This is a genomic window from Hyphomicrobiales bacterium, from assembly GCA_002869065.1.
Classification (GTDB): domain Bacteria; phylum Pseudomonadota; class Alphaproteobacteria; order Rhizobiales; family Rhodobiaceae; genus Rhodobium.
In genome coordinates, this window is sequence record PKTR01000002.1 from 201,420 (window position 1) to 226,300 (window position 24,881).

The 24,881-nt window shown below is 60.4% G+C and carries 23 protein-coding genes, 1 tRNA gene and 1 pseudogene; 5 read left to right on the forward strand and 20 right to left on the reverse strand.

Annotated elements, in window-relative coordinates; translation table 11 throughout:
* The first annotated feature begins 57 nt into the window (after positions 1-57).
* Together C0606_04680 and C0606_04685 are read left to right on the forward strand one after the other, a co-directional pair.
* A complete protein-coding gene (locus C0606_04680) occupies positions 58-261 on the forward strand; it encodes a hypothetical protein (protein ID PLX37591.1) in 204 nt (67 codons plus the stop codon).
* 590 nt (positions 262-851) lie between these two features.
* Positions 852-4,457 carry a hypothetical protein gene (locus C0606_04685; protein ID PLX37592.1) on the forward strand — a complete coding sequence of 1,202 codons (3,606 nt, stop codon included), beginning with the start codon at positions 852-854 and terminating at the stop codon, positions 4,455-4,457.
* An 85-nt stretch (positions 4,458-4,542) separates the two neighbouring features.
* Here the strand turns inward: C0606_04685 and C0606_04690 are convergent.
* Positions 4,543-4,619: transfer RNA gene (locus C0606_04690), tRNA-Met, on the reverse strand.
* A gap of 541 nt (positions 4,620-5,160) precedes the next feature.
* Between C0606_04690 and C0606_04695 the strand changes: the two genes are divergently transcribed.
* From C0606_04695 to C0606_04705, 3 genes are all read left to right on the forward strand, one after another.
* Complete coding sequence (locus C0606_04695; GenBank protein ID PLX37593.1) at positions 5,161-5,655, forward strand: peroxiredoxin family protein; 495 nt, start codon at positions 5,161-5,163, stop codon at positions 5,653-5,655.
* Between the two features lie 90 nt (positions 5,656-5,745).
* Positions 5,746-5,973 carry a SirA family protein gene (locus C0606_04700; GenBank protein PLX38675.1) on the forward strand — a complete coding sequence of 76 codons (228 nt, stop codon included), beginning with the start codon at positions 5,746-5,748 and terminating at the stop codon, positions 5,971-5,973.
* Between the two features lie 238 nt (positions 5,974-6,211).
* Complete coding sequence (locus C0606_04705) at positions 6,212-7,585, forward strand: hydrocarbon degradation protein (protein ID PLX37594.1); 1,374 nt, start codon at positions 6,212-6,214, stop codon at positions 7,583-7,585.
* 357 nt (positions 7,586-7,942) lie between these two features.
* On the opposite strand, the gene C0606_04710 is transcribed toward C0606_04705, so the two are convergent.
* The 19 genes and pseudogenes from C0606_04710 to dsrB form a co-directional block, all read right to left on the reverse strand.
* Positions 7,943-8,284, reverse strand: a complete 342-nt coding sequence (locus C0606_04710; GenBank protein ID PLX37595.1) for a hypothetical protein — start codon at positions 8,282-8,284, stop codon at positions 7,943-7,945.
* A 20-nt stretch (positions 8,285-8,304) separates the two neighbouring features.
* Positions 8,305-9,771 (reverse strand): uroporphyrinogen-III C-methyltransferase, encoded by a 1,467-nt coding sequence (cobA, locus tag C0606_04715; GenBank protein PLX37596.1) that lies wholly within the window; start codon positions 9,769-9,771, stop codon positions 8,305-8,307.
* A gap of 124 nt (positions 9,772-9,895) precedes the next feature.
* Positions 9,896-10,129, reverse strand: coding sequence for a hypothetical protein (locus tag C0606_04720; protein PLX37597.1), 234 nt, complete (start codon positions 10,127-10,129; stop codon positions 9,896-9,898).
* Positions 10,126-10,326: a sulfur relay protein DsrC gene (locus C0606_04725; GenBank protein ID PLX37598.1), complete on the reverse strand. Its 201-nt coding sequence runs from the start codon at positions 10,324-10,326 to the stop codon at positions 10,126-10,128. Before C0606_04725 ends, C0606_04720 begins: the two co-directional genes overlap by 4 nt.
* A gap of 15 nt (positions 10,327-10,341) precedes the next feature.
* Complete coding sequence (locus C0606_04730) at positions 10,342-11,295, reverse strand: taurine catabolism dioxygenase TauD (GenBank protein PLX38676.1); 954 nt, start codon at positions 11,293-11,295, stop codon at positions 10,342-10,344.
* Positions 11,296-11,297: 2 nt separating this feature from the next.
* Positions 11,298-12,716, reverse strand: a complete 1,419-nt coding sequence (locus tag C0606_04735; protein PLX37599.1) for a cobyrinic acid a,c-diamide synthase — start codon at positions 12,714-12,716, stop codon at positions 11,298-11,300.
* Positions 12,717-12,888: 172 nt separating this feature from the next.
* Complete coding sequence (locus tag C0606_04740) at positions 12,889-13,476, reverse strand: hypothetical protein (protein ID PLX37600.1); 588 nt, start codon at positions 13,474-13,476, stop codon at positions 12,889-12,891.
* A gap of 159 nt (positions 13,477-13,635) precedes the next feature.
* Entirely contained in the window at positions 13,636-14,643 is a 1,008-nt protein-coding gene (locus C0606_04745) for a glycosyl transferase family protein (protein PLX37601.1), read from the reverse strand.
* 181 nt (positions 14,644-14,824) lie between these two features.
* Positions 14,825-16,024 carry a molybdopterin oxidoreductase gene (locus C0606_04750; GenBank protein ID PLX37602.1) on the reverse strand — a complete coding sequence of 400 codons (1,200 nt, stop codon included), beginning with the start codon at positions 16,022-16,024 and terminating at the stop codon, positions 14,825-14,827.
* An 11-nt stretch (positions 16,025-16,035) separates the two neighbouring features.
* Positions 16,036-16,710 carry a 4Fe-4S ferredoxin gene (locus tag C0606_04755; GenBank protein PLX38677.1) on the reverse strand — a complete coding sequence of 225 codons (675 nt, stop codon included), beginning with the start codon at positions 16,708-16,710 and terminating at the stop codon, positions 16,036-16,038.
* Positions 16,711-16,901: 191 nt separating this feature from the next.
* Positions 16,902-17,261, reverse strand: a pseudogene (locus C0606_04760) (Hdr-like menaquinol oxidoreductase cytochrome c subunit).
* 66 nt (positions 17,262-17,327) lie between these two features.
* Positions 17,328-19,277 (reverse strand): glutamate synthase, encoded by a 1,950-nt coding sequence (locus C0606_04765; protein ID PLX37603.1) that lies wholly within the window; start codon positions 19,275-19,277, stop codon positions 17,328-17,330.
* Between the two features lie 218 nt (positions 19,278-19,495).
* Positions 19,496-20,980, reverse strand: a complete 1,485-nt coding sequence (locus C0606_04770) for a reductase (protein ID PLX38678.1) — start codon at positions 20,978-20,980, stop codon at positions 19,496-19,498.
* Between the two features lie 121 nt (positions 20,981-21,101).
* Positions 21,102-21,821: a nitrate reductase gene (locus tag C0606_04775; GenBank protein ID PLX38679.1), complete on the reverse strand. Its 720-nt coding sequence runs from the start codon at positions 21,819-21,821 to the stop codon at positions 21,102-21,104.
* Positions 21,822-21,889: 68 nt separating this feature from the next.
* Positions 21,890-22,222 carry a sulfurtransferase TusE gene (locus C0606_04780; protein ID PLX37604.1) on the reverse strand — a complete coding sequence of 111 codons (333 nt, stop codon included), beginning with the start codon at positions 22,220-22,222 and terminating at the stop codon, positions 21,890-21,892.
* A 69-nt stretch (positions 22,223-22,291) separates the two neighbouring features.
* The gene (gene dsrH / locus C0606_04785) at positions 22,292-22,603 is read right to left on the reverse strand and encodes a sulfurtransferase complex subunit TusB (GenBank protein ID PLX37605.1); all 312 of its coding nucleotides are present in this window, start codon (positions 22,601-22,603) and stop codon (positions 22,292-22,294) included.
* Between the two features lie 21 nt (positions 22,604-22,624).
* Positions 22,625-23,059, reverse strand: coding sequence for a sulfurtransferase complex subunit TusC (tusC, locus tag C0606_04790; GenBank protein ID PLX37606.1), 435 nt, complete (start codon positions 23,057-23,059; stop codon positions 22,625-22,627).
* 109 nt (positions 23,060-23,168) lie between these two features.
* Positions 23,169-23,561, reverse strand: a complete 393-nt coding sequence (gene tusD / locus C0606_04795; GenBank protein ID PLX37607.1) for a sulfurtransferase complex subunit TusD — start codon at positions 23,559-23,561, stop codon at positions 23,169-23,171.
* Between the two features lie 210 nt (positions 23,562-23,771).
* Positions 23,772-24,851 carry a dissimilatory-type sulfite reductase subunit beta gene (gene dsrB / locus C0606_04800; protein ID PLX37608.1) on the reverse strand — a complete coding sequence of 360 codons (1,080 nt, stop codon included), beginning with the start codon at positions 24,849-24,851 and terminating at the stop codon, positions 23,772-23,774.
* Positions 24,852-24,881: the final 30 nt, after the last annotated feature.

The window sequence follows — 24,881 nt, forward strand, 5'->3', positions numbered from 1 at the left end:
ACGTCCGCGTCAACCATCTTAATAGAAGGATCGTCTTGAACCAAAAGGAGACGATCAATGTCCGACATCATCACCCTCAAGCAGCTCTGCGCCGAATTGAAACTCGATCCGCGCGAAGCTCGCGAACGCCTTCGCTCAGCGGCCCGTGATCCGAAAAAGCACCCAGAAATTGCCAAGATGCACAAACCCCGTGCCCCGTGGAGCTGGGTCAAGGGATCAGCTGGGGAAAAGGAGGCTCGGGGCCTTTTCGTCGAAAAGTGAACTGACACGGGGCGTGTTTGGGACATTCACGCCCCACGATACAAGGCGGTGTCGGTTGTATGTTTTCCCTCAGCGTTCCACTATAGCCGATCATTTGCGGAACCGACTCGCCCATGAACAAACCTACAGCCCCACAGGGCAATGAGAACCGCGAAGCAGTCGCCTCCCTTGGAGGGTACGTTTATCAGGTTTACCAAGCCGCACTTGCATGGCTTGAGCTCGACGAAAGTGAATTTCTATTTTTGGAGGTAGCTGAAGACTTTGTGAAAGCCGCGCAGAATGCGCTGAATGCGGTTCAGGTCAAGGGCACGTCCAACGTCGTAACCATAAATTCAGACGATATAATTGCTTCGATCGACGGCTTTGTTGAACTTCGAAAAAAAAATCCACAACTAGGGATTAGACTGCGACATCTGACCACGTCGCAAATCGGGAAAGAAAAATCTGCAAAGCATAGAATTGGCGACACTCCAACACTAGAGGCTTGGCGCAGCATCGCGAGAACCGGTGATGTGTCTCCGCTGAGAGATATACTTTTAGCATCAAAGCTATCGAAAAAAACAAAGAGTTTTATTGGCTCTTTGAGCGATATGGAATTCAGAGAAGAATTCTTAAAGCGAATTCACTTTGATTGTGGAGCGCTTGAGTTCAAATTTCTCAAGCAGCAGTTGCAGGCGAAAATAATAAGTTTGCTACAAGCTCGTGGCGGAACCGCATCACAAGCGAATGACTGCCTAAACAGTATCCTAGTATCTCTATTGGAGAAATCGACCCAAGAGACAGATCGCTTTGTTGACCGCGCGCACCTAGAGGCCCTGCTCGAAGCAGCAACACATATTCCTGTAAACCGAGCTCAGCTTGATACTCAGAACGAACTGATCGCAAAAGCGATAGCCGCCGCCATTCCGAAGTCGGCTGATCTGACTTCGTCTAGGCTTGCACGGACTCGCCCGGTGGACGAGGTACCTCTTCCTGCTGCAATTGCACAAAGAACAACCCTTATATCCAGCATAGTTTCCTCCCTCGAGGAATTCGGCATAAGTTGGATATTGGGAGCGGCTGGCGTTGGCAAAACAATCGCCGCACGTTTGGCTGCTCTACACGAAGGCGGAAATTGGGCAAGCGTCAACCTGAGAGGTCTGTCACCTGAACAGGTCAGCGACCTTCTTTCGGCCACGAGTAGTATTATCGCCGAAGAACACGATGTTCATGGCCTTCTAATTGACGATCTTGAATGCACCTTTGAGCCTCATGTTGTCGACAAATTCCTAAACTTGTCGTCGGTCTGCAAACGTCGCGATCTGCTTTTGCTGGTCACAGCACCGAGAAACGCACCTTCGGACTTACTCTTTATTGCCGGCCTGCCAGCCACCATCGAGACGATGTTGGACGATTTCACTGAGGAGGATGTGCAGGAAATTCTAACTTCATTGGGGATCGAAGAACCACATTGGGCAAAGTACATTCATTTGATTTCCGGTGGGGGGCACCCACAGCTCGCAATAGCAACCATACAGAGTATGCAGCGAGCAGGTTGGGACACAAACGAGTTCCGAACGCTCAACTCAATGCTTGTGGGCAATCCGGAAGTCGATCAGGTCCGCAGTCGCACAAGGGAACGTCTTCTTCAAGAATTGCCCGAGGGAAGCCGACGGCTTTTGGAACGCCTATCGCTTGCGTCGCGTGGTTTCAGGCGCGAGCTGGTGCTCGACCTCGCTCAAGTCAGTCCACCCATTTCTGACGCAGGAATGCTGTTCGATCAGCTCGTTGGGACATGGATAGATCAGCAGGAAAAAGATCGTTTTTCATTGTCGCCGCTACTGTCGAATTTCGCGCACACCACGCTCACAATTGAACAAAAGCAGGAACTCAATTTTGAAATTGCAAACTCAATTGTAAAGTCACGAAAGATAGATCCGATCGAAGCGAATTCGGCTTTACTCGCCGCTTGGGTCGGCAAGAACGAAGCCGTAATGCTCAGGCTTTGCCTATCGATTATCGGATCTGACAATTCCGACATGCGGATGATCGCTCCGCACTTGCTAATGCTCACGTATATGAGAACGGATGAACTCGCCTATAAAGACAATCCTATAATTAGCCAGATACTCCGCGGAGTTCAGCTTCTGCTCCTCTGCTATGAAGACAAAACCCTCGACCGCTTTTTGAAGGCACTACGGTGCTTTGAACGGGAAACAGCCCGCATTCCGCACGCAGACGCCAGAGCGGGAATGGCTCTAATCGTCTATTTGAAATTGCTCCTATCGGAGCCTCTCTTCGGCCCACTGCCACAATTTTGGGAGGTAGTACAGAAACTCGAAGTTTTGTTGGAAAATCAGGACGGCAGTCTCCTAAAAGACATCATTGGCGAAATGAGCCAAAAGTCCACCCCAGAGCAAACGGTGGGCTTCCTGTTTCTTTTTCAAGCCCGTCAGCTTCGAAAGATCGAAGAGTTGGTTTCGGCTTTTGATTTCCTCAAGTCATGCGATGAAGAATTTCGAGCCAAAGTTTTCGAACCCTATGACACACCTGAGTTGCTTGTAGACATTGACATGCTCATATCTGCCGCGTGGCTGAAAGAGCATGACGCAACTACGATTGATCCAAGCGCACATTCATCCGCCTACGCCCATATGGAAAAGCTCGCGAGCGCATGGGGACGGCAGGATCTTGCAGTCGCATGCAGAAAGTACCAGGCAATAATCCTTGATGAGTACGGCAATGACAAAGACGCTGCATTGTCTGTTCTCAATGAAGGACTAAGTACCTATGGCCTTACTAATTCAGAGCTCATTCGTGCCAAGGCAAAGGTTCTTTATCGGGCGAACGAACATCAGGCCAGCTTGGAATTGTCCAGCACACTGATCGAGGGCGACGCGCCGCTCAGTGAAACCGAAAAGGCCTTTCTGGGCAGGGAAGCTGCTATTAGTGCAGAGAGACAAGGCGCCTTCGAAACAGCAAGACGCTACTTTTTGTATGGAGCAGATGCTGCAGAAGCGTGTGGTGTGGCGGACATGGTGCCCATGTACATTGGCCTCGTTGCAGATGCAGCTTTGGCCAGCTGGCACGCAGGCGACCGAGAAACATGTTTGCGTGACATGGTGTCCGTACTGGAAAAGCTCTCGGCGCTAGACTCCAAAAGCTCCCTACGGGCTGCACATTGTCATGCGGTATCTAGGCACGTACTCCTTTGGCTCGACCAAGAAGCCACGGGCGAAATACGCTACATAGAAAACGGCGAAATTCCACGAATTTATCCAGGGCTAGTCAGCAATCCAGAGCCGCATTCGGACATCGGAAAGCGTTTTTTGCCCGCTCTGGAGCTATCTTGGTACATGCTCGCTCAAATTGAAAATCATTGTCTGCTGGATGTCGGCATCACAAAAGGATTGGATGCCCACCTTCCCAATGGGCCGGTGCGAGAGGGACTAATTCTCTTAACTCAAGGAAAGATGTTTCGTGCTTTTCACCGTAAAGACGTCGATTTGTTTGTCACAACGCTTGCAGACACGGTTGCTGAATTTGCGCTTGTGAGCAAACTTGGTGGAAAGGAAAAAAGCTTCAACGTCGAAAACGTTACCTTTGGCGGCTTTCCATCCCCAACTGTCGAAGAAATGAACGCCCTAATCACGTTGACGGAGCAACAAATACTTTCCTTTGCAGCTACATGCTTTCTGGGCAATGACGCCGCGAGCTATGACAGATTGATGACCGCGCTGGATGCTCCAGAAGGGTTCAGAACACGAGACGAACTAGTCGAATGTTTATTGGGCAGAGCGAATGGAACTGACTACTACACACGCTATGCAAGCCTTCTGTCTGGTTGTCGCAAGACACTCGATGGAGCCTCGCTGCTCACTCCGCGTGAAGTATTTGAATTGACGATGAAGCTAGTCGAGACGGGCAAGATGGCGGGCCGAAATCGCCTTTTATCAAAACAAGCGCTGATTTGGCTGAGAGCGAGATGGAGCTTCATTTTGGAGAAGCAAAGATTTCTTCTCCAGCAGCCGTCGCTCTATGAAAAAAGTATATCAGATGTGTGGGAGCAGGATGAGCCGAATGAAACGGCGAAGATACTAGCTATCCTTCTTGCGACCTTGCCAACGCTCGGCATATCAAATCAGAGAGAGATCGCAGTTGCACTCGATGACATGCTGAAAGTAGCGCGCCAATCAGAAGCCAACGCGACCACTTGACACCCAGGATGACACCCCGGGCGCCCTACGCGCGGACGTACTCATGGCGTGCGAGATCTAACTATCAGTAATTTAATGGGAATTTTGGTAGCGGAGGAGGGACTCGAACCCCCGACACGCGGATTATGATTCCGCTGCTCTAACCAGCTGAGCTACTCCGCCCCAAGAAGGCCGTCTGCTGCGCCCTTTAACCGGGGTGCCGGTGCGGTACAGAAGACGTTGCCGGCAGCGCGTGTGCGCCGCCCGCCGTCAGGCAGGGCGGATTTAATGGCTCCGATACCGGCCTGTCAACCGAATTGAGTGGCGTTTTTGCGACAACCGCGCGCGTTGCGTCATTACGCCCGCCGCCGGGCGGGGTGTCGCCGCCTCGGAGCGGCCCGAGATCGGACAGACAACACCCTTTTTCTAGTCCCGAGCACAGAATCCGCCCCTCGCAGGCTCGCAAACGCAGCATTCCCGCGTCTTTTTTCTTTTGCACCGCAACAACTCGGGACCTGCGAACAGATCGCATTACCGGTTATTCAGGCATTCGGCGGCTGCGAACGGCAGTTTTATGCATTTTCCACGCGGATCACGAAGGCTTGCGCTTGACACAAGCGTATTCAGATTTGCTAATAGACGTTCGACTTCGCTCAAATACCAGATGCTGCCCCCGTCCGCGAAGCGCCAGGCGGGACGGCGCAAAGACCCCGGGGAGGAATACATGGCGGATTCGGATAACGCGAAAAGCATGTCCATCATCGTGACCAAGGGGACGCTCGACTGGGCCTATCCGCCGTTTATTCTCGGCACGACGGCTGCAGCAATGGGCGTCGAGGTCTCGATGTTCTTCACCTTCTATGGCCTTGCACTGCTGAAGAAGGATCTCAATCTGAAAGTTTCGCCGCTCGGCAATCCGGCGATGGAAATGCCGATGATGGGCACCCACATCTCGATGCCGAACATCGTCGCCACCCTGCCGGGTGTGACGTCGATGGCTTCGTCGATGATGAAGAACCTGACCAAGAAGAAGGGCGTGGCCTCGATCGAGGAGCTGCGCGAGCTGGCTGTCGAAGCCGAAGTCAAGATGGTTGCCTGCCAGATGACGCTCGACCTGTTCGAATATTCGAAGGACGATCTGATCGGCGGCATCGAGCTCGGCGGCGCCGCCACCTACATGGATATGGCGTTGCGTTCCGATCTGAATTTGTTCATCTAACACCCAACACGAGTTTTCGTTCGGCGGGGCGGGGATTTCCCCTGTCCCGCCGGACGACGCTTGCAGTTCATCTCAAAGGAGGAAATCACCATGGCCGATGCAACTCTCGACGCAAAGGGTCTCAACTGCCCGCTGCCGATCCTGAAGGCGAAGAAGGCGATCAAGGACGTGCCGGCCGGCGGCACGCTTGAAGTTCTTTCGACCGATCCGGGCTCGGTTGCCGACTTCGACGCGTTCTGCCGCACCACCGGCAACGAGCTGATGGAATCGACCCAGGACGGCGACACCTACCGCTTCCTGATCAAGCACACCGCCTAAGCGGATTTTTTTCCGCAATACATGCTCATTTGTGAATGAGTGTTGCGGAATTGTGTCAGTCGACGGCAACGGTCAATGCTAACGTCTGCCGTCGACGCGACTCTTGATTTGACGAACGCTCGACCCGATCGCGGCAAAGCTCCTGTCCAGGGAGAGGGGTTGCCCGTCGGGAAGGTCCGGAACAAGAAAACAACCGGGCAGAGATTTCGTCACCACGACCTGGGGGAACCGCTAAATTATGACGACCACTCGTAAACTGATCCCGGCCTTTGCGGCCGCTTTGCTTGGCCTGTCCGCGGTTTCCGCACACGCGACCGAAGGCTATTTCCAGAATGGCTACGGCGCCCGCGCCAAGGCGCTTGCCGGTGCCGGCGTTGCCGATTCGCGCGATGCGACGGCCCCGGCGATCAACCCGGCGGGTCTCGCCGGCGTCAGCACGCAGATCAACGCGGCCTTCACGCTGTTCAGCCCGCGCCGCGAATTCACCGGCTCGTCCGCTCTGCCGGCTCCGTTCTCGTACGGCTTCACGCCGCTCGGCACGACCAAGTCGGGCCGCGAATGGCACCTCATTCCGAATTTCGCCTTTGCCTACCAGCTCGACGAAGACTCCTCCGTCGGCCTCATGGTCATCGGCAATGGCGGCATGAACACCTCGTGGGCCGCAACGCCGCGCACGCTGGTCAACGGCCCCTGCCCGCTCGGCACCTTCGGCTCCGGCACCTACTGCATGGGCGAATCGGGCGTTGACCTGATGCAGATGATGGTCGGCGCGACCTATGCCCGCCGCATGGGCGCCCTGTCCTTCGGTATCACGCCGATGTTCGCGATGCAGCGCTTCCGCGCACAGGGCCTGCAGGCCTTTGCCGCCGCTTCGCTGGATCCGGGCGACCTGCTCAACGATCCGTACGACTACTCGTATGGTGGCGGTCTCCGCGCCGGTATCGAGATCGACGTGACCGACCGTCTGCGTCTCGGCTTCGCCGGTCAGACGCAGATGTGGATGACCAAGTTCGACAAGTATTCGGGCCTGTTCGCCAATGGCGGCAAATTCGATATCCCGGCCAACATCACGGTCGGTGCCGCGTTCGACGTGAGCAAAGAATTCCGCGTCATGGTCGACTACAAGCACATCTTCTACGGCTCGGTGGACGCGATTTCCAATCCGTCGACCAACATCCTGACCTGCGGCATCGTCGGCACCTCGACCTGCCTCGGCGGTAGCAACGGCGCCGGCTTCGGCTGGGATGACGTCGACATCTTCAAGATCGGTGTCGAATGGGACGCCACGCCGGACCTGACGCTGCGTGCCGGTTATTCCTACAACACCAACCCGATCGATCCGCGCGACGTGATGTTCAACATCCTCGCCCCGGGCGTCGTCCAGCACCACATCACCGGTGGTCTGGAATACGACCTCAACGAGAATCACTCGATCGAGCTGGCCGGTTCCTATGTTCCGGAGACCAAGGTGAGCGGCGCCGAGCTTCCGGGCTTCGGCAATCCGGCGCACAACGTCGACATCGCCATGCATCAGTTCGAACTGACGGTGGGTTACAAGTACACCTTCAACCCGCCGAAGCCGATCATGGACGATCCGGTCTACAAGCACTAAGCGCCGACGCATCCAAGCGTTACGCAGACGAATACAAAGCCGCCGCCCGAGAGATCGAGCGGCGGTTTTCTTTTGCGCCCCAAAAGGCGCCCCGCGGTTCCCATCCCTTTCCGACCTTCCGGCCTTTCGCCTTCTCTATAGTTCCACCGCCATGTCCGGCATTGGCCAAAGTCAGACAGTTCCCGGACCAGAGCACACAAAGCGGACTGCGCGCCAAGCCCGGAACGCAACGGAACGGAACGCGGCTTGCATCTCGGCAAAGCTTGACCGCGAGGTCGACGTGCTACAATGCCCGTGACGGTATCCCGCGCTGGGCGGCACCCCGTGCGGGCGGCTGTGTGGAAACGTGGCGAAAGACTATTTGCTGAAAAGCAACGCCATGACAGGCGGAAGCAGCAACAGGACCGCCGCCGCACTTCCATAGGCCAGCACCGAAACCCCGCGCTTTTTCAGCAACAGAACGGACGCGCGCGCGACGATGGCCGCGGCCGACCCGGCAAGGCCGGTGATCAATTGCAACGCGCGGAACAGCGCTTGAGAGAAGGTCAGGTCGGCGGCGGGCTGCCAGAATTCGACAACCCAGATGCTTGCCCCGAGCCACACAACAGCGGCGACGGCAAGCGCCCGCCATCCTGGCAGGAACAGCAGCGGTGCGGCGCTCACCACGTAGATCAGGGCAAGGATGACACCATCGCTCATTGCGATCGTCCTTGTGTCGGTCAGGCGAGGTCCGCCGACTCGAGCGGATCAAGCGGCATGGAACGCAGACAGTCGCCTTCATCGGAGGCGGCCGAGTCGGTCTGATACCAGTTCAGCTTCTCACGCAGGGTGACGACTGTGCCGAGCACGACGAGCGCCGGGCTCTGGACGCCCGCCGCCTCGACCTTGTCGGCGATATCGGCGATCGTGCCGGATACGACGCGCTGGCTGCGGCGGGTACCCTTTTCGATGACGGCAACGGGGAGCGAGGCATCCGCGCCGCGGTCGATGAATTCGCGGGTCAGCTCGGGCAGCATCGACAGGCCCATATAGACAACCACGGTCTGGTTCGGCTGCAGCAGCGTCTTCCAGTCGAGATCGAGGCGGCCATCCTTGCCGTGACCGGTGACGAAGATGCAGGCCTGCGCATGGTCACGGTGGGTCAGCGGGATGCCGGCGTAGGAGGAACAGCCCGATGCGGCGGTGATGCCCGGCACGACCTGGAACGGCACGCCTTTTTCGGCCAGCACCTCGATTTCCTCGCCGCCACGGCCGAAGATGAACGGGTCACCGCCCTTCAGCCGGAGCACGCGTTTGCCTTCCATCGCGAGGCGCGCCATCAGGTGGGAGATGTCCTCCTGCGGCATGGTGTGGTTCTTGTTCATCTTGCCGACGTAAACCCGCTCGGCGTCGCGGCGCACGAGATTGAGCAGACAGTCATCGATCAGGCGGTCGTAGAGCACCACGTCGGCACGCTGGATCAGACGAAGCGCGCGGAAGGTCAGCAGGTCCGGGTCGCCCGGACCGGCGCCGACGAGATAGACCTCGCCTATCGCGTCGTGGCGGCGTTCGCCGGCGGCCTCTGCGAGCGCCGCCTCGAAATCGTTGCGGGCGGCCTCTTCGGCTCCCGACAAGGCGAGATCGGCGATCGGGCCGTCAATCACCCGCTCCCAGAAGCGGCGACGGGCACGGCCGTCGGTCAGCACTTCGGCCACCTTGCCGCGCAGATCGCCGACGAAGCGGGCGAGGCGGCCATAGGCGGACGGGATCATGCTTTCCAGGCGGGCCTTGATGATGCGCGCGAGTATCGGCGATGCGCCGCTCGAGGAAATCGCGATCAGCAGCGGATCGCGGTCGACGATCGCCGGGGTGACGAAGTCGCACATATCGGGTGTGTCGACGATGTTGACCAGAACCCCGGCCGTTTTCGCCATCTCATAGGTGCGCGTGTCGGCGTCGCGATCTTCCTCGGCACCGTAGACGATCACCGCGCCGGCGATATCGCTGGCGCCGACGGGACGGGCTTCATGGCTGAAGTTCTCTTGCGTCTCGATTTCCCGGTAGTCGCCGCTCAGCTCTTCCGCGAAGGCGATTACCTTGGCGCCGGCGCGCAGTGCGGTTTCGGCCTTGCGCGCACCCGCCGTTCCGCCACCCACGACAACGACCCGCTTGCCGCGGATATCGAGAAAGATCGGCAACTGGTCCATTTACCCATTCCTCGTGGTGCCACCGCTCCCTCAGCTGCCCGAACGGGCCCGGCGCGATGGCGTCTGGTTTTTCTTTCTGCCGTTAATAGAGTGCGGACCGGCGCTTGTCCAAGGAGAAGCCGGCCTAGTCGGCAGCTCCGCCGGTCGCATCGTTGGATGCAGCAGCCCAGTCGGCCATGACCGATGCCCAATGCGCCGCCGTGTCCTTGTCGATGTCGAGCTGCGTGATGCGGTGTCCCTCGCGGATCGCCACGCGCATCAACTGCATACCGCTCTCGAAGGTCACCTTCGACAGGGTCACTTCCTGGCGATAGGGCGCGATGAAGCGGTCGAGGCGTTCAATGGTATCGCCGCTCATGACTGGACCTTGTCGCCCCAGTAAAAGGCGGATTCGAGCTTCAGTTCCCAGTTCCGCGGCGTGTCGCGATAGTCCGGCTTGACGTCGAAATGCAGGAACCGCTCGCCGTTCTTCGCCGCATCGATGATGAGCAGGACGAGATCGTCGAAATTGGTCACCTCGGGGTGCTGAATGATCAGATCACTGAGATTGGCCATTGCTGTGTTCTTTCCTCATGCAGGGACGGACAAGGACGCCGGCAAACTGCCGGCGATACGGTTTATGTAGCGCGCCCTAAAATAAAGTCTTGTCTTTTTCGGATCGGAATCGTCCTCGAACCCGCTGCGATCGTGCAGCACGTTGTTGCACAACAATCCCTCGCCGGCAGCAAGACGATGGTGGAACAGGAACGGCTCGTCGCCGTCGAAAAGCTCGTGCAGGGCGGCAACCGCCGCAGCGGTTGCGGCATCGTCGCGCCAGACCACATTGCGCTTGCGCGCGGTGTAGCGGGTCAGCAGCGTGCCGGTGACCGGATCAAAGGCGAAGACCGGACCGGCCGCCGTTGCGCGCTCGCGGCCATTGTCCTCGACATGGGCGGGAATGGTCATCGCCTCGGGGTGCATCAGGGCGGCGACCAGTTCGGGATCCTTGTCGCGCAGGCGGATATAGGCGATCTCGGTGTCGAGCACCCCATTGATGCCGCCGGATGCCGCCGGGCGAACGCAATGCAGCACCATGGCGCGGATCGGCGCCTCCGGCGGATTGTAGTAGCCGTCGGTGTGCCAGTTGATCGCCCGGTTGGTGTAGGGGATGAAGCCATGCCGGCCGCCCTGATCGACGACCTCGAGCGCGACGAGACCGTCCTCGGCGGCTGAGCGGTGGTTTTCCAGATCGTCCATGCCGAACTGGCGGGCGAGCGCGCGTAGCCGGTCACGCACGGCAACCGGGTCGTCGCAGGGCGTGCCGCAGCGATAGAGCGCCATGTTGGCGCGGCGGCAGCGATCGAGCAGAGCTTCGTGCTCAGCCGGGGTCAGATCGGCGATGTTGCCGACCTCGACGAGCAGGTCCTCCGCGCTGCGGGGATGATTTTCCAGCTTTTCGTCACGCCAGCGGCGGTAGGCGTCGTCGGCATTGAGATCGAACGGTGTGCCGGCGATCGCCGGGGTGGTTTTTGGCAAAGCAGACATGATCATGCCTTTTCGGTCGATCGTGAGGTGAGGGTTGCCGGGGCTGCGGCGCGCGCCCTTTTTGTGGTGCGGATGAAATCAACGAAGCGGTCGACCCAGGGCGTCGCCGCGGTGTGGCGCAAATGAACGAAATTGGCGACCAGATTGCCGATGACGATGCCATCATTGGTCCCGTCGATGCCATGGCCGCGCTCGACGCGGTAGGCATAGCGGCTGCCCATGGCGACGTTTTCCAGCCCGGCATAGTGGAATTCATGGGCGGCAACCACGGGCGACGACGACCCGAGCGGCGACCATGGCGCCTCGCCGGTCGGGGCAAGACGGACGAGCCCCCTGCCCTGCGGCCGGCTGTTCATCACCGCATCGGCGGGAACGGCGCCGACCATGTCGTGGCGTTCGCCGTTCCAGAAGATCGAGCGGGAAAGATACATCAGCCCGCCGCACTCGGCGTAGGTCGGCATGCCGGCTTCAATGGCCGCGCGGATTTCCTGGCGCAGAGACGCGTTCGCCGACAACGCCTGCATGTGGGTTTCCGGGAAACCACCGCCGATGAACAGTGCGTCGACATCGGGCAGATGCGGATCGCTCAGGCAATCGAAAAAGACCGGCTCGGCACCGGCCTGACGGAACCGCTCGAGATCGTCGGAGTAGTAGAAGCCGAAGGCGGAATCGCGGGTGATGCCGACGCGCAGATCGGGCGACGGAACAGACGGCACGACAGGTGGAGCGGTCACGACCGGCGCGGTGGCGGCAATCGCCTCGAAGGCATCGAGGTCGATGCCGGCTTCGACAACATCGGCGATATGGGCGATGCGTTCCGCCGGGCCGCCAGCTTCATCCGGCGGCACCAGTCCGAGATGGCGCTCAAGCACACCGAGATTGCGATCGCGTCCGACGGCGCCGATCACCGGCAGATCCGTGTAGCGTTCGAGCACGGCGCGCATCTTCGATTCCTGGCGCGCGGAAACAAGGCTGTTGAGGATGAGGCCGGCGATCTTCACTTGTGGGTCGAAGGCCTGATAGCCGATGACGAGCGGAGCGATCCCACGCGTGATGCCTTCGGCGTTGAGCACCAGCACGACCGGTGCGTCGAGCATCCTGGCGAGCGCCGCGTTGCAGTCGCTGCCCTCGATATCCATGCCGTCATAGAGGCCTTTGTTGCCCTCGATGAGGCCGATATCGGCACCGGCCAGGTTCGCGGCGAAGGTCGCCTCGATCTCACCGGCCGTCATGGTGTTGAAGTCGAGATTATAGGACGCGCGGCCGGCAGCGTGGCGGTGCCACATCGGGTCGATGTAGTCGGGGCCCTTCTTGAAAGGCTGGACGACACGGCCACGCCGGGCCAGCGCCGCGGCGAGGCCAATGGTCAGCGTCGTCTTGCCCGACGATTTGTGGGCGGCTGAAAGAAAGATATGCGCCACGGCCGCTACTCATTGCCACGACCGGCAAGGGCGCATGCTGCGCCCACGCCGACTGAACGAACGGCCCGCCCATTTCAGGAAACGGACCCCTGATTGGTGCCGCATCGTCCCCCGCCACATCGGCTGGAGACACCGCAGCTAAAACACCAGAGGTCCGAAAGGAACTCCGGTATCAGAAATCGCCTTCCGCCGCCCGCTTCATCACATCCTGGATGATCTCCTTGACGTGCACGGCCTCTTCACGCAGGCCGTCGGGGAGCGTCTTGCCACCATGGATCATCATGTCCATGTCGAGCGAATAGATCCAAAGCTGGCCGGTCTTGTCCTCGACCAGCGTTACCCGGCACGGCAGATAGGCCGCGAAGGCGTCGTCGTAATCCATCATCTTCGCCGCTGTCAGCGGGTTGCAGTAGAGATAGATCTTGACCTTGCGCCACGGCTTGCCGGTCATGGCCTCGACATGGTTCGACAGCGGCAGCGACCCGACATCCTTGATGTTGTTTTCCGCCGCGATCGACTGGATCGAGTTGTCGACCTCCTCGAAGGTCAGGCCATCGGCCACCTTGGACTTCCATACCGTCGCCTCGGCCGACGATCCGGTTTCCAGCAGGCGCTGGAACATGCCCGTATAGGTCTGCACCGCGCCCGGATCGAGATTTCGCACCTGCATCAGGGTCGGTCCATAGGCATAAGCGCCATAGCCAACCGCAATCAGGGCCAGAAGGCCGATAACCGCCAGTAGATTCCAAAGTGTCCGCATAATCCCCTCCCTCGACGCGAGCTTTTTGCCTGTTTTCGTCGCCGGAAGTGCCGGCGATCATCGTCGCCGGTACTTTGTCACACTCTGGCGGTGTTTTCCCGCTTTTTTGCCCCTGAATTCCCGCTAACGGGATGACTATCCGTTGGAAAACCCCGGCCGTCAGGCGACGGCGGGGAAGTTCGCCTTGTCGCGGTCGGCCCACATGGCGGTCGCCATCGTCTGGGCGGTGTCGATGCTGTCGGCGCGACGCATCAGACGTAGCGCGATCGCGATCGTGCCGACCACGGCAGCCTCGGCGTAGTCATCGGTGATGTCGCCGCGCCACAGAGCCGACAGTCGGCCGATATCCATGTCCTCGTCCGCGGCCTGGCGCGGTTCGGGCAGCAGCGGCGGCCAGTATTCCTCGCCGGCCTTGCCGTCATGAACGGTCCACACGTCGACCGGCTTGTTCGGGCGGCGTTCGCCCTCGCCGCCCTCACCGCGGAACACAGCCATGTTCTTCTCGCCAAGGATGACGGCTGCACCCTGATGGATTTCCATGTAGCCGGGATGGAAGATGCCCTGCAGCGTCGCATCGGCCTTGAACGGATTGACCATGCGCGCCAGTGTATGCACCGGCGAACGCAGGCCGAGCACCGGGCGCAGCTCGATCAGTTCCTTCAGCTTCGGCGACATGACCTCAAGCGGCATGTAGGCGAAATTGCCACTGGTGAGCTGTGCGGCAGCCTCATCAAAGGACGACGCGACCGGCATGCCGAGCGCATTCATGGCTTCACGGGTGTAAAGGCGCCCGGCGGTGTGGCCTTCGGTGCCGTGCATGAAGACCTTCAGGCCGCTCCGGGCCATCGCCAGCGCGGACAACAGGTACCAGGGGAGCTGACGGCGCTTGCCGGCATAAGACGACCAGTCGAGATCGACGGCGGGCGCATTGGCCGGCAGGGTGATCGAATTGCGTACCGCTTGTACGAAGCCGGCGATTTCCTCCGGGCTCTCTTCCTTGACGCGCAGAAGCATCAACAGGGCGCCGAGCTGCTCGGGCCGGACCTCGTCGCGCAGGATCATCGCCATCGCTTCCTCGGACTCTTCCACGGTCAGCGACCGGGTGAGACTCTTGCCTCGGCCGAGAATTGCGACGAACCGCGCGAAAGGATGCGCTTCAGGATTCATGACATCCACTCCGTTGGGTGCCGGCGGGAACCGGCCGGATCGGACTGGGTGCCGACGGGTTCCTGCTGACGAAACCAAAGCATGTTGCGTTTTTCTTACAAAACGCAACATGCTTTGTCTGATTGGTTTCACACGTTTTCTAATCCGAAAAGTCTGGCAACTTTTCGGGAAAGCGCTCTAATCAGGCGTTCGCCTGCCTTGCCGGATCGCGCGGAAGGACGCGCAGAGCCATCAGGGCAATGGCGGTGATCAACATCGCCAACGACACACCGCTGACCCCAAGCAGAACTTCGGGGAGCGAAGGCGTGTACTGCCCAACCTGACCGTCGGCGAAGGTGCTGGTGACCTCCATGCCGGGGAACAGGTTCAGCGGGTAAGCCTGGCCGCCGACGATAATGACATACATCTGGGCCACACCGCCGAGAAGGACAAGGATGGAAGCGAGAGAAAATCCGCTGCGCGAAGCGCCCATCGTCGGGTTAAGCAGGATCAGCATCGGCAGAACCATGCCGATCAGGAACTGACCGACCCAAAGCACCGTCGTGTAGATGTTGCCGCCGAACAGGATGAAGCGCTCGACGCCCTGATGCTCGGCCGCATAGAGGTTGGTCAGGTGCATCACGACGGTGAAGTAGAAAGTCGCCAAGATGAAGATGACGAGCATCCGGCGGAACTTCGAGATCACCTCTTCCGACATCAGCTCTTCCTGCAGCGTATTGCCCATGGTCATGAGCACCAGCACCATGAAGGCGAGGCCGTAGGCGAACGACGAGGCGATGAACAGCGGCGCGTAGAGCGCGGCGTCATAGGCTTCGCGGGCAACGAGGAAGCCGAAGATCGAGCCGGTACCGGTGGTCAGGATCAGGCGCCAGCCGAAGGCGAGATAGGCGACGGGCTTGTAGAAGCGGCCGCCCTCGCGCGACATCATCGTCCACAGATAGGCGGCCACGATGACCATGAAGCCAGTGTAGAGATAGATGTTCCAGGCGAAGATCGACTTGAAGTTATAGGTCGTCATGGCGACCGTCAGACGGTCGGGACGGCCGAGATCGAGGACCAGAACGAACAGGCCGCCGAGCAGTAGCGCGATCGCCAGCAGGCCCGAAAGCCGGGCGAACGGCTTGTAGGCCGTCTGCGCAAAGACCGAGGAGATCGACGCGACGTTGAGGGCGCCGGATGCGGCCACGATCAGGAACACCGCGAAGACGTGCGGCGTGCCCCAGACGACCTGGTTGTTCATGCCGCTGACGATGTGGCCATGATGCTCCATGTACCAGAAGGAGCCGAGGCCAAGCAGGCCGACCACGACGATGTGGAGGGCGACGAGGCCGTAGAAGAAGGCTTTCGGTTTCTTCAGTTCGCGGTAGACGATCCGGGCCATGCCGCGTCTCCTTACAGATTCTGGTAGTGCACGCCGGGCGCGACACCGAGGTCGGCGCGAATCCGGGTCGTGGGATAGGACGCGAGGCGCTGGGCGATTTCGCTGTTGGGATCGTTGAGATCGCCGAACAGCATGGCGCCCTTGCCTTCGCTGCCGCAGGCATCGACACAGGCCGGCATCTGGCCGGCGTCGACCCGATGCACGCACATGGTGCAGGATTCGACGGTACCCTTGCCACGCGGCGCATACGGCTTCTGATCTTCAAGCGGCTCATGCACGAAGGAGCGTGCCTTGTAGGGGCAGGCCATCATGCAATAGCGGCAGCCGATGCAGATGTGCTTGTCGACGAGCACGATGCCGTCGGCGCGCTTGAACGAGGCACCGGTCGGACAGACGTCGACACAGGGCGGCGAGGCGCAATGCTGGCACATCACCGGCAGTGACTTCTTGGCGCCGGTCTCGGGATCCTTGAGGAAAACCTTGCGGATCCACTGTGCGTCGACCTCGAGGTTCTCCGGGTCTGCGACGCCGTTTTCGGTGCGGCAGGCCGTGACGCAAGCCGTGCAGTCGTCGGTGCACTTCGAGATGTCGATGAGGAAGCCCCAGCGGTTCTTCGAGGAAACCGCGGTCGCCGGGTCCTTGGCGTGCGCTTCGTCACCGAGCACGTAGAGTGTCACGCCCGGCATGATGGTGAAGGCGGTTGCCGCCGCGGCACCGCGCAGGAAGGCGCGCCGCCCGCTATCGATCGCAGCGCTTGCGGAGTCGACGTTGCCGTCGGAGCAGCCGCACTGCGATTTGCCACAGTCGCGCATCATTGTCCCACTTTCCCCAGATATTCGGCGAGCGCGGCCACGTCGGAATGATCCGGCATGGCTTCGTTCGCAGCCTGGCCCGAGGCCTCCGGCGTCGAGGCGTGGCACTCGAAGCAGTCCACCTTCACCGCCGCATAGTCGTGGCAGGAACGGCAGAAATGTTTCGGGTCCGACACCTTGACGGGCTGGCCGTCGGTGCCCGGCACCGCGTGGCAGTCGATGCACTCCTTGAGGCTGAACTGCTTGGTGCGGATACCATTATGCATCGTCTCGTCGCGCTGATGATGCAGCATCTTCATGTGGTTACGCCGCATGAAGGCGGTATCTTCAACGCATTGATCGCCCTTGCCGCGGGAAACCTGCGGCAAGGGAACACCGCTCTCGGCGGAGGCGGAGGTGGCAAGGCCGGCAGCACCGACCAGCACGGTCGCCAACACCGCGAAGGTGGCGCCGATCGTGGCAAGAATACGCGTGCAGCCGGCCATGGCCGATTACTCCCCGAGTCCCATCTGGATGTAGCCGGTCGGGCAGACATCCTTACAGATGTGGCAACCGACGCATTTTCCGTAGTCGGTGTCGACGTAGCGACCGACCGCGCGCTGATCCTTCTTGACCCGGAAGACGGCGTCCTGCGGGCAGAAGATAACGCAGTTGTCGCACTCGAAGCACATGCCGCAGCTCATGCAGCGTTTGCCTTCGTGGATCGCCTGTTCCTCGGTCAGACCGATGAGACGTTCCTCGAAGTTGCCGACGACTTCTTCGCTTTCGACGTGCTTCTCGTCACGGATCTCGCGCCCGTCATATTTGAAGTGACCGAGGAAGAGTTCCTCGTGCGCGATGATTTGCGAGGTCGAACGATCTTCGTAGTTGTGAACCGCGAAGTTCTCGTCCGAAGTGCCGCGCGTCTGGGTATGATCGTACGGGCTCGGCTCGAGCTTGCGGTTGCGCAGCTCGTTCATCAGGTTGAAGTGATGAACGTCGACCTTCGGACGCTTGTCGGACAGGTGTCCCTGGAGGAACAGATCGATGCTTTCGGCAGCGATCGAACCCTGGCCGATGGCCGTGGTCAGGAGGTGCGGACGCAGGATGTCGCCACCGGCGAAATGCTTGTCCTTGTTCTTGACCTTGAAGACCTTGTCGGCATCGATGAAGCCGCGGCCATTGTCGAGGCCTTCGAGATCGCCCGACAGATCGCCCATCTGGCCGATGGCCGAGACGATGATGTCGCATTCGATTTCGAACTCGGTGCCTTCACGCGGGACCGGGCGCATGCCGTCCATGTCGCATTCGCACATCTTGAGCGCGATGGCGCGGCCGTCGTCGCCAAGGACGACTTCCAGCGGCATGACACCACCCTTGATGTCGACGCCTTCGCGCAGCGCGTCTTCACGCTCGCGCTCGGCAGCCGTCATTTCCTCGATCGGGAAGAGCGAGGTCAGGGTCGCCTTGACGCCTTCGCGCGCCATAGTGCCGGCAACGTCGTGCGCGGTGAAGCCGAGCACGCCCGGATCGGCCGCGGTGTCCTTTTTGGCCACGGAGTTGATGTGGCCAAGACGGCGAGCAACCGAGGCAACGTCGATCGAGGTATCACCACCGCCGACGACGACGATCTTCTTCGCGGTGTGGACGACCCAGCCCTGGTTGAAGGCTTCGAGGAAGTCGACACCGGTGATGCAGTTCGGCGCGTCGGAACCCGGGACCGGCAGCGGACGGCCCTTCTGCGCACCGATGGCCCAGAAGATGGCGTCATAGTCGGCTTCGAGCTGCTCGACGGTGATGTCTTCGCCGATCTTGGTGTTGAGGCGGGCTTCGACGCCGAGGTCGAGGATACGCTGGATTTCAGCGTCGACCATGTCGCGCGGGGTACGATAGCCCGGGATACCGAAACGCATCATGCCGCCGAGATAGTCGTGCGCCTCGAACACGGTCACGCCGTGACCGCGGCGACGCAGGAAGTAGGCGGCCGACAGGCCGGCCGGACCACCGCCGATGACGGCGATCTTCTTGCCGGATTCGGCTTCGGGTCCCTTCAGCGTCAGCTTGTTCTCGATGGCGTAGTCGCCGACATACTGTTCGACTGCGTTGATGCCGACGAAATCGTCGACTTCGTTGCGGTTACAGCCGTCTTCGCACGGCGCCGGGCAAACGCGACCCATCACCGAGGGGAACGGATTGGCTTCGGCCATCCGCTCGAAGGCATACTGCTGCCAGCTCATGCCTTCGACGGTCGGCTTGTCCATGCCGCGAGCGATCGCGAGCCAGCCGCGGATCTCATGACCGGACGGGCACGAGCCCTGGCACGGCGGCGTCCGGTGCACGTAGGTCGGGCACTTGTAGGAATGATCCGCCTTAAAGATCACCTCCTGAAGATCGTCGATCTCAGTGTCGCCGTCTTCAAAGCGACGGAAGGTCAGCTTCGTACTCCCGAGCTGTTCGTTCATTCCTCCCACTCCTCATTTCTGCCCGCCGCAGCGGCTGCTAAATGATCATTCCGCAGGGCGATGGCCATACGGACTTTGGTGTTTAGGGCCGCCGTCCCCCATTGTCCGGCGAACCGTTTCCCCCGTTCGAACGACAGTGTTCCTGCCGTTCGTCCTATGCCGCTCCGCGCCAGGCGCCTTGGCGGCATTATTCCTTGCGCGCCCTGCGGCGCGCTTCGTCAGGCGTCGTCGTCGCCATCCTCGTCGTCGTCGTCAGTCGTCTGACCATCGAGAATGATGGCGTTGGAAACGAGCTGATGGACACTGACGATGGAGTCGCGTTCGAAGCCGTAATTCGGCATGACCTTGGCGAACTGGGTCTTGCAGATGGCGCAGATGGCGGCCATGTGCGTGACACCGTGATCCTCGGCCACTTCCTGCAGTGCGCGCATGCGCGGCTGAGCGCCCTTGACGCGAATGTCGATGATTTCGTCGGTCAGCAGACCGCCGCCGCCGCCACAGCAGAAGGTGGACTCGCGGATCGTGTCAGCCGCCATGTCGACGTAGTTGTTGCAGACCGCCCTGATGATGGCGCGCGGGATCTCGAACTGACCGCCCGGCATGTCGCCCATGCGCGAGGCACGCGCGACGTTGCAGCTGTCGTGATAGGTCAGCGTCATGTGATCGTTCTGCGACTTGTCGAACTTGAGCTCACCCTTCTGGATCAGGTCGTAGGTGAACTCGCAGATGTGCTGCGGCACCGGATAGTTCGGGTCGAGGAAATCGAACGGGCCGGCCAGCGTGTTCCAGAAGGAATAGGCGACGCGCCAGGCGTGGCCGCATTCGCCGACGATGATGCGCTTGACGCCGAGGTCCTGGGCGGCCTTGCGGATGCGCTGGGCCACTTCGCGCATCTGCTCGTAAGAGCCGATGAACATGGCGAAGTTGGCGGCTTCCGAGGCATAGGACGAAATCGTCCAGTTGACGCCGGCCTGGTGGAACACCTTGGCGTAGCCGATGAGACCGTCGATATGCGGCTCGGCGAAGAAGTCGGCGCTCGGGGTGACGAGCAGGATATCTGCGCCCTTGACGTCGAGCGGCAGCTTCACCGGCACGCCGGTCTCGTCCTCGATATCCTCTTCAAGGTCTTCCAGCGTCGCGGCCAGCGCCTTTTCCGGCAGGCCGAGGTTGTTGCCGATCTTGTGAACCTTGCCGAGGATCTCGTTGCAGTACTTCTGGCCCTTGCCGACCGAGTCCATGATCTCGCGGGCGGCCATGGAGATCTCGGCGGTGTCGATGCCGTAGGGACAGTAGACCGAGCAACGGCGACACTGCGAGCACTGGTGGAAGTAGCTGTACCAGTCGTCGAGCACCTCTTCGGTGAGATCGACGGCGCCAACCAGCTTCGGGAACCACTTGCCCGGCAGGGTGAAGTAGCGGCGATAGACCTTGCGCAGCAGGTCCTGGCGAGCAACCGGCATGTTCTTCGGGTCGCCGGTGCCGAGGAAATAGTGGCACTTGTCGGTGCAGGCGCCGCATTTGACGCAACTGTCGAGATAGACCCGGAACGAGCGGTACTTGGTCAGCAGCTCGCCCATCTTGTCGATGGCCTTTTCCTGCCAGTTGTCGACAAGCTCACCGGGGAAGCCAAGGTCCGTGTTGTGCTGCGGGGCTGCCGCGTAAGGCAGCGAGTCCGCCATGGCACCGGGACACAGCGCCGGCATTTCCAACGGATCGAGATGTTCCTCGTCGCCGGTCTGCGGTTTGACGTGCTCGTTCACGTGACCTTCCTTCCCTAGCCTGTTTGCCGCTTGCGGTCTCTCAGGCGGCCAAGCGATCGCTGTTTCAGCTTTCCAGTCGCTGCGCCCAACGGGCCAGGTGACGCCGCTCACGCGGGTTGTCGACCTGATTGCGGGTCGGGCTGAAGAAGACGCCCGGCGCATGCAGCAGCTTGGAAATCGGGAACACAATCATCAACACCGCGACCAGGGTGAGATGCACCAGCAGAGCCGGGTCGGCCGGCAGCGGCTGCCAGTCGAAACGCATCAGACCGAGGAAGAACGCCTTGACGGCGACGATGTCGGTCCGAGCGACGAACTTCAGGCCGAGACCGGACAGGCCGATGGCGACGAGAAGCGCGAGCATCAGATGATCCGACGGCGCGGTGATGTAGCGGATGCGCGGTACCAGCACCCGGCGGGCCCACAGCGCGGCCAGCGCCGCGACCATGGCAAAACCCGCATAGACGCCGAAGGGCTGAACAAAGGACACCCAGCCCCAGACAGGTTCGATGAAGTAACGGAGGTGGCGCATTACGACCACGGCAAGGGCCATGTGGAAGGCCCAGCCGAACAGCCAGATCCACTTGTTCGACTTGAACAGGCTCTCGAACAGAACCACTTCACGGCCCATGCGGAACCACACACCGGTACGGGTGGTGGGGGCCGGCGTCGTCGGAATCTTCAACGGCGCCGGGGTCTTCGCATACTGCCAGATGCGGTAGCCGATGCCCGCCACGAAAAGCAACGTGGAGGCGTAGAACAAGAGCGCGTAGACTGTCGTCAACACGTGCGCCCCTCCCTTTACTGGTCCGGCTTTTTAGGGCTAGCCGGTATTAGATCTTTTCGATGCGCTTAGACGCAGCCGGTCGGCTTCGGAAGGCCGGCGATCTTACAAGCCTGCTTGGCCGGGCCGTACGGGAACAGCTCGTACAGGTACTTGTTCGAGGCCTTTTCCGGACCGAACTTCTTCTTCAGCGCCTTGACGAGAACGCGGATCGCCGGGGCAATCTGGTATTCGTCATAATACTCGCGGAGAAAGTTCACGACTTCCCAGTGTTCCGGGGTCATGTCGATCTTTTCGTCCTGAGCGATGAGCTCGGCGAGATCGCTCGACCAAACCGAGATGTCGGTCAGGTAGCCTTCTTCGTCGTGCTCGACGGTCGTGCCGTTCAGTTCGTAAGCCATGGTTCTTGCTCCTCTTGTCTCTTCCTACTTGTTTCCACCCGAGGCCGCCGCGGGGCGACCGTCAGCGGATCACAGCCACGCCTGCGTGCGCTGGTGTTCTGCAACCAGATCCACAAAGCCGTCATAATCCACAATCGAAACCCCGTCGATTAGGTCATCCGCGGACATACCGCGAGCACCAAGATCGGGGCCGAGAACGTAGACCTTGTGGTCCTTTGCGGCGCTGGAAAGGGAATCGGCGAAGGCGGTGGACTTGCGCAGTCCGACCACGCCGTCTTCGATCGCGAGAATGGCATCGCCCGGCATAAGATGCGCCAGGCAGCTGGCGAATGCGTTGCGCTCGAAGGGCGACTTATTGACGGTGTGCAGTGTCGTCGACATGTTTTCTCTCCGCCCTTTTCCTTAGAAGCCCATGATGACGTCTTGTTCGGCCATCAGCGCGGCCAGTTCGGCGCGCGTGACGAGCTGAATCGACGGCTTTTCGGCCCAGTCGTCATCCTCGTCCTCGTAGGTGACTTCCATCAGGTCGTCGGCCGAGAGGCCGCGCTCCTCGAGCGATTCCTTCTCGACGTAAAGCTTGTTGATCTCGTAGTCGCCGAGCGCGTTGTAGGCCGGCGAGAAGTTCTTCATGCCGATGCCCTTGGTGTCCTGACCGGCCATCAGCTGGTAGACGCCATCATCGAGAAAGGCGAGGCAGACATCCTGTTCAAAGGCTGCCGAAATCAGCACCACTTCCAGCGACTCGAGCGCATAGATGGTGCCGTAAGGCGCCTTGCGGTTGACGTACATGAACTTCTTGACGACTTCGCCGTCGACTTCGGGTGCTTCCACGGTCATCCCGATCTCCCCTTGAGCCCGCTTTCCGTTCCGGCCCTCGGCCGCTGGAAAACGTCGTGTTCTGGTCTTTCCCGTTCGCGCGGCGCTTCAGGCCGGCGCGGCACTCAAATCAGTCGCCGAACACCACCAGGCGGTCGGAAACGATACCGGCTTCCACCAGCTGGCCGAGGCCCGAGATGCGGAAACCCGGCGCGATGTTGTTGGCATCCTTGCCCTGGCGACGCGCTTCGTTCTCATCGAGAATGCCGCGGCGCTGCGCGGCCGCGATGCAGACGACCATGTCGAGGTCGTGCTTCTCGGCGAGCTCCGTCCACATCTTCTGGATGTTGCGGTCGTCCTGCGGCGGAACGGTCAGACGAGTACCGTTGTTGACGCCGTCATTGTAGAAAAAGACACGAAAGATCTCGTGACCCTTCTCAAGAGCCGCCTTCGTAAACTGATAGGCCGAGTCAGACGCCTGATGCGTGTAAGGCCCTTCGGTGACCAAGATTCCGAACTTCACAATACGTCTCCCCCGGAGTCCCGTTTTCCCTACGTGAAGACAAAGCCGTCCTTGCCTGCGAACCGCGATCACGCGGGGTCGCCGTGCCGACCTGCAATGTCCCCCTTGCCGGGCTGGTCCGGCTTGCTCTGTGGCAAATGCCGGAATTCCCGTTTGATCTTGGTGCCGGCGCGCACCGGGCGCGCCGGCTGATGTCGTTGCTGTCGCGTCCTAGAAGTGGACGTGAGCCGACATGTTCATGTTGTGGCGCGCACCGGTCCACGTATCGATGTGGTGCTTGGTGAACGGCAGATCGGCGAGCTCGAAGAAGCGCGGCCAACCGATGCGGTCGATCCATTCGCCCATGCGCTCCCAATCCTTGGCATTTTCCTTGTAAGCCGCGAGGATCTTCTTGACGACCTCGGAGACTTCCGGCCAACGCGGCGGATTGTTCGGCAGGTTGGCCATGACCAGCTTGTGGAAGGTCGGCTTCGAACGGGCGTTCGAGTGCTTGCCGCCAACCCAGATGGCGATCTTGGTCGAGTCCTTGCCGTTGATCTGCATCGGCGGGCACGGCGGGTAGCAGGCGCCGCAGCACACGCACTTCTTCTCGTCAACCTCGAGCGACGGCTTGCCGTCGACCATGGCCGGACGAATGGCCGCCACCGGGCAGCGCGCGACGACAGCCGGGCGTTCGCACACATTCGACACGAGATCATGGTTGATCCGCGGCGGCTTGGTGTACTGGACGTTGACGGCGATGTCGCCCTGACCACCGCAGTTGATCTGGCAGCACGAGGTGGTGATGCGAACGCGGTTCGGCATCTCTTCCTTGATGAAGTCCTCGTACATCATATCCATCAGGCTCTTGACGACGCCGGAAGCGTCGGTGCCCGGGATATCGCAGTGCAGCCAGCCCTGGGTGTGCGAGATCATGGAGATCGAGTTGCCGGTGCCGCCGACGGGGAAACCCTCGGACTGCAGCTTCTCGATCAGCGGATCGACCTTGTCGGCCGACGACACCATGTACTCGATGTTCGAGCGGGTGGTGAACCGCACGTGACCCTCAGCGAACTGGTCGCCGATGTCGCACAGCTTGCGGATGGTAAAGATGTCCATCTGGCGCTGGGTGCCAGCGCGGACCGTCCACACCTCGTCGCCGTTCTTGGCAACGTGATGCAGCACGCCCGGCCGCGGACGATCATGCCAGTCCCAGTTACCGTAGTTCTTGCGCATCACCGGATGCATCAAGGGGAACGGATCAGGCACGCCGACTTCATCGGGCGTACGCGGTTGCGTCGCTTCACTCATCAATTCTCTCCCTTAGGCAATGCTTCGGTC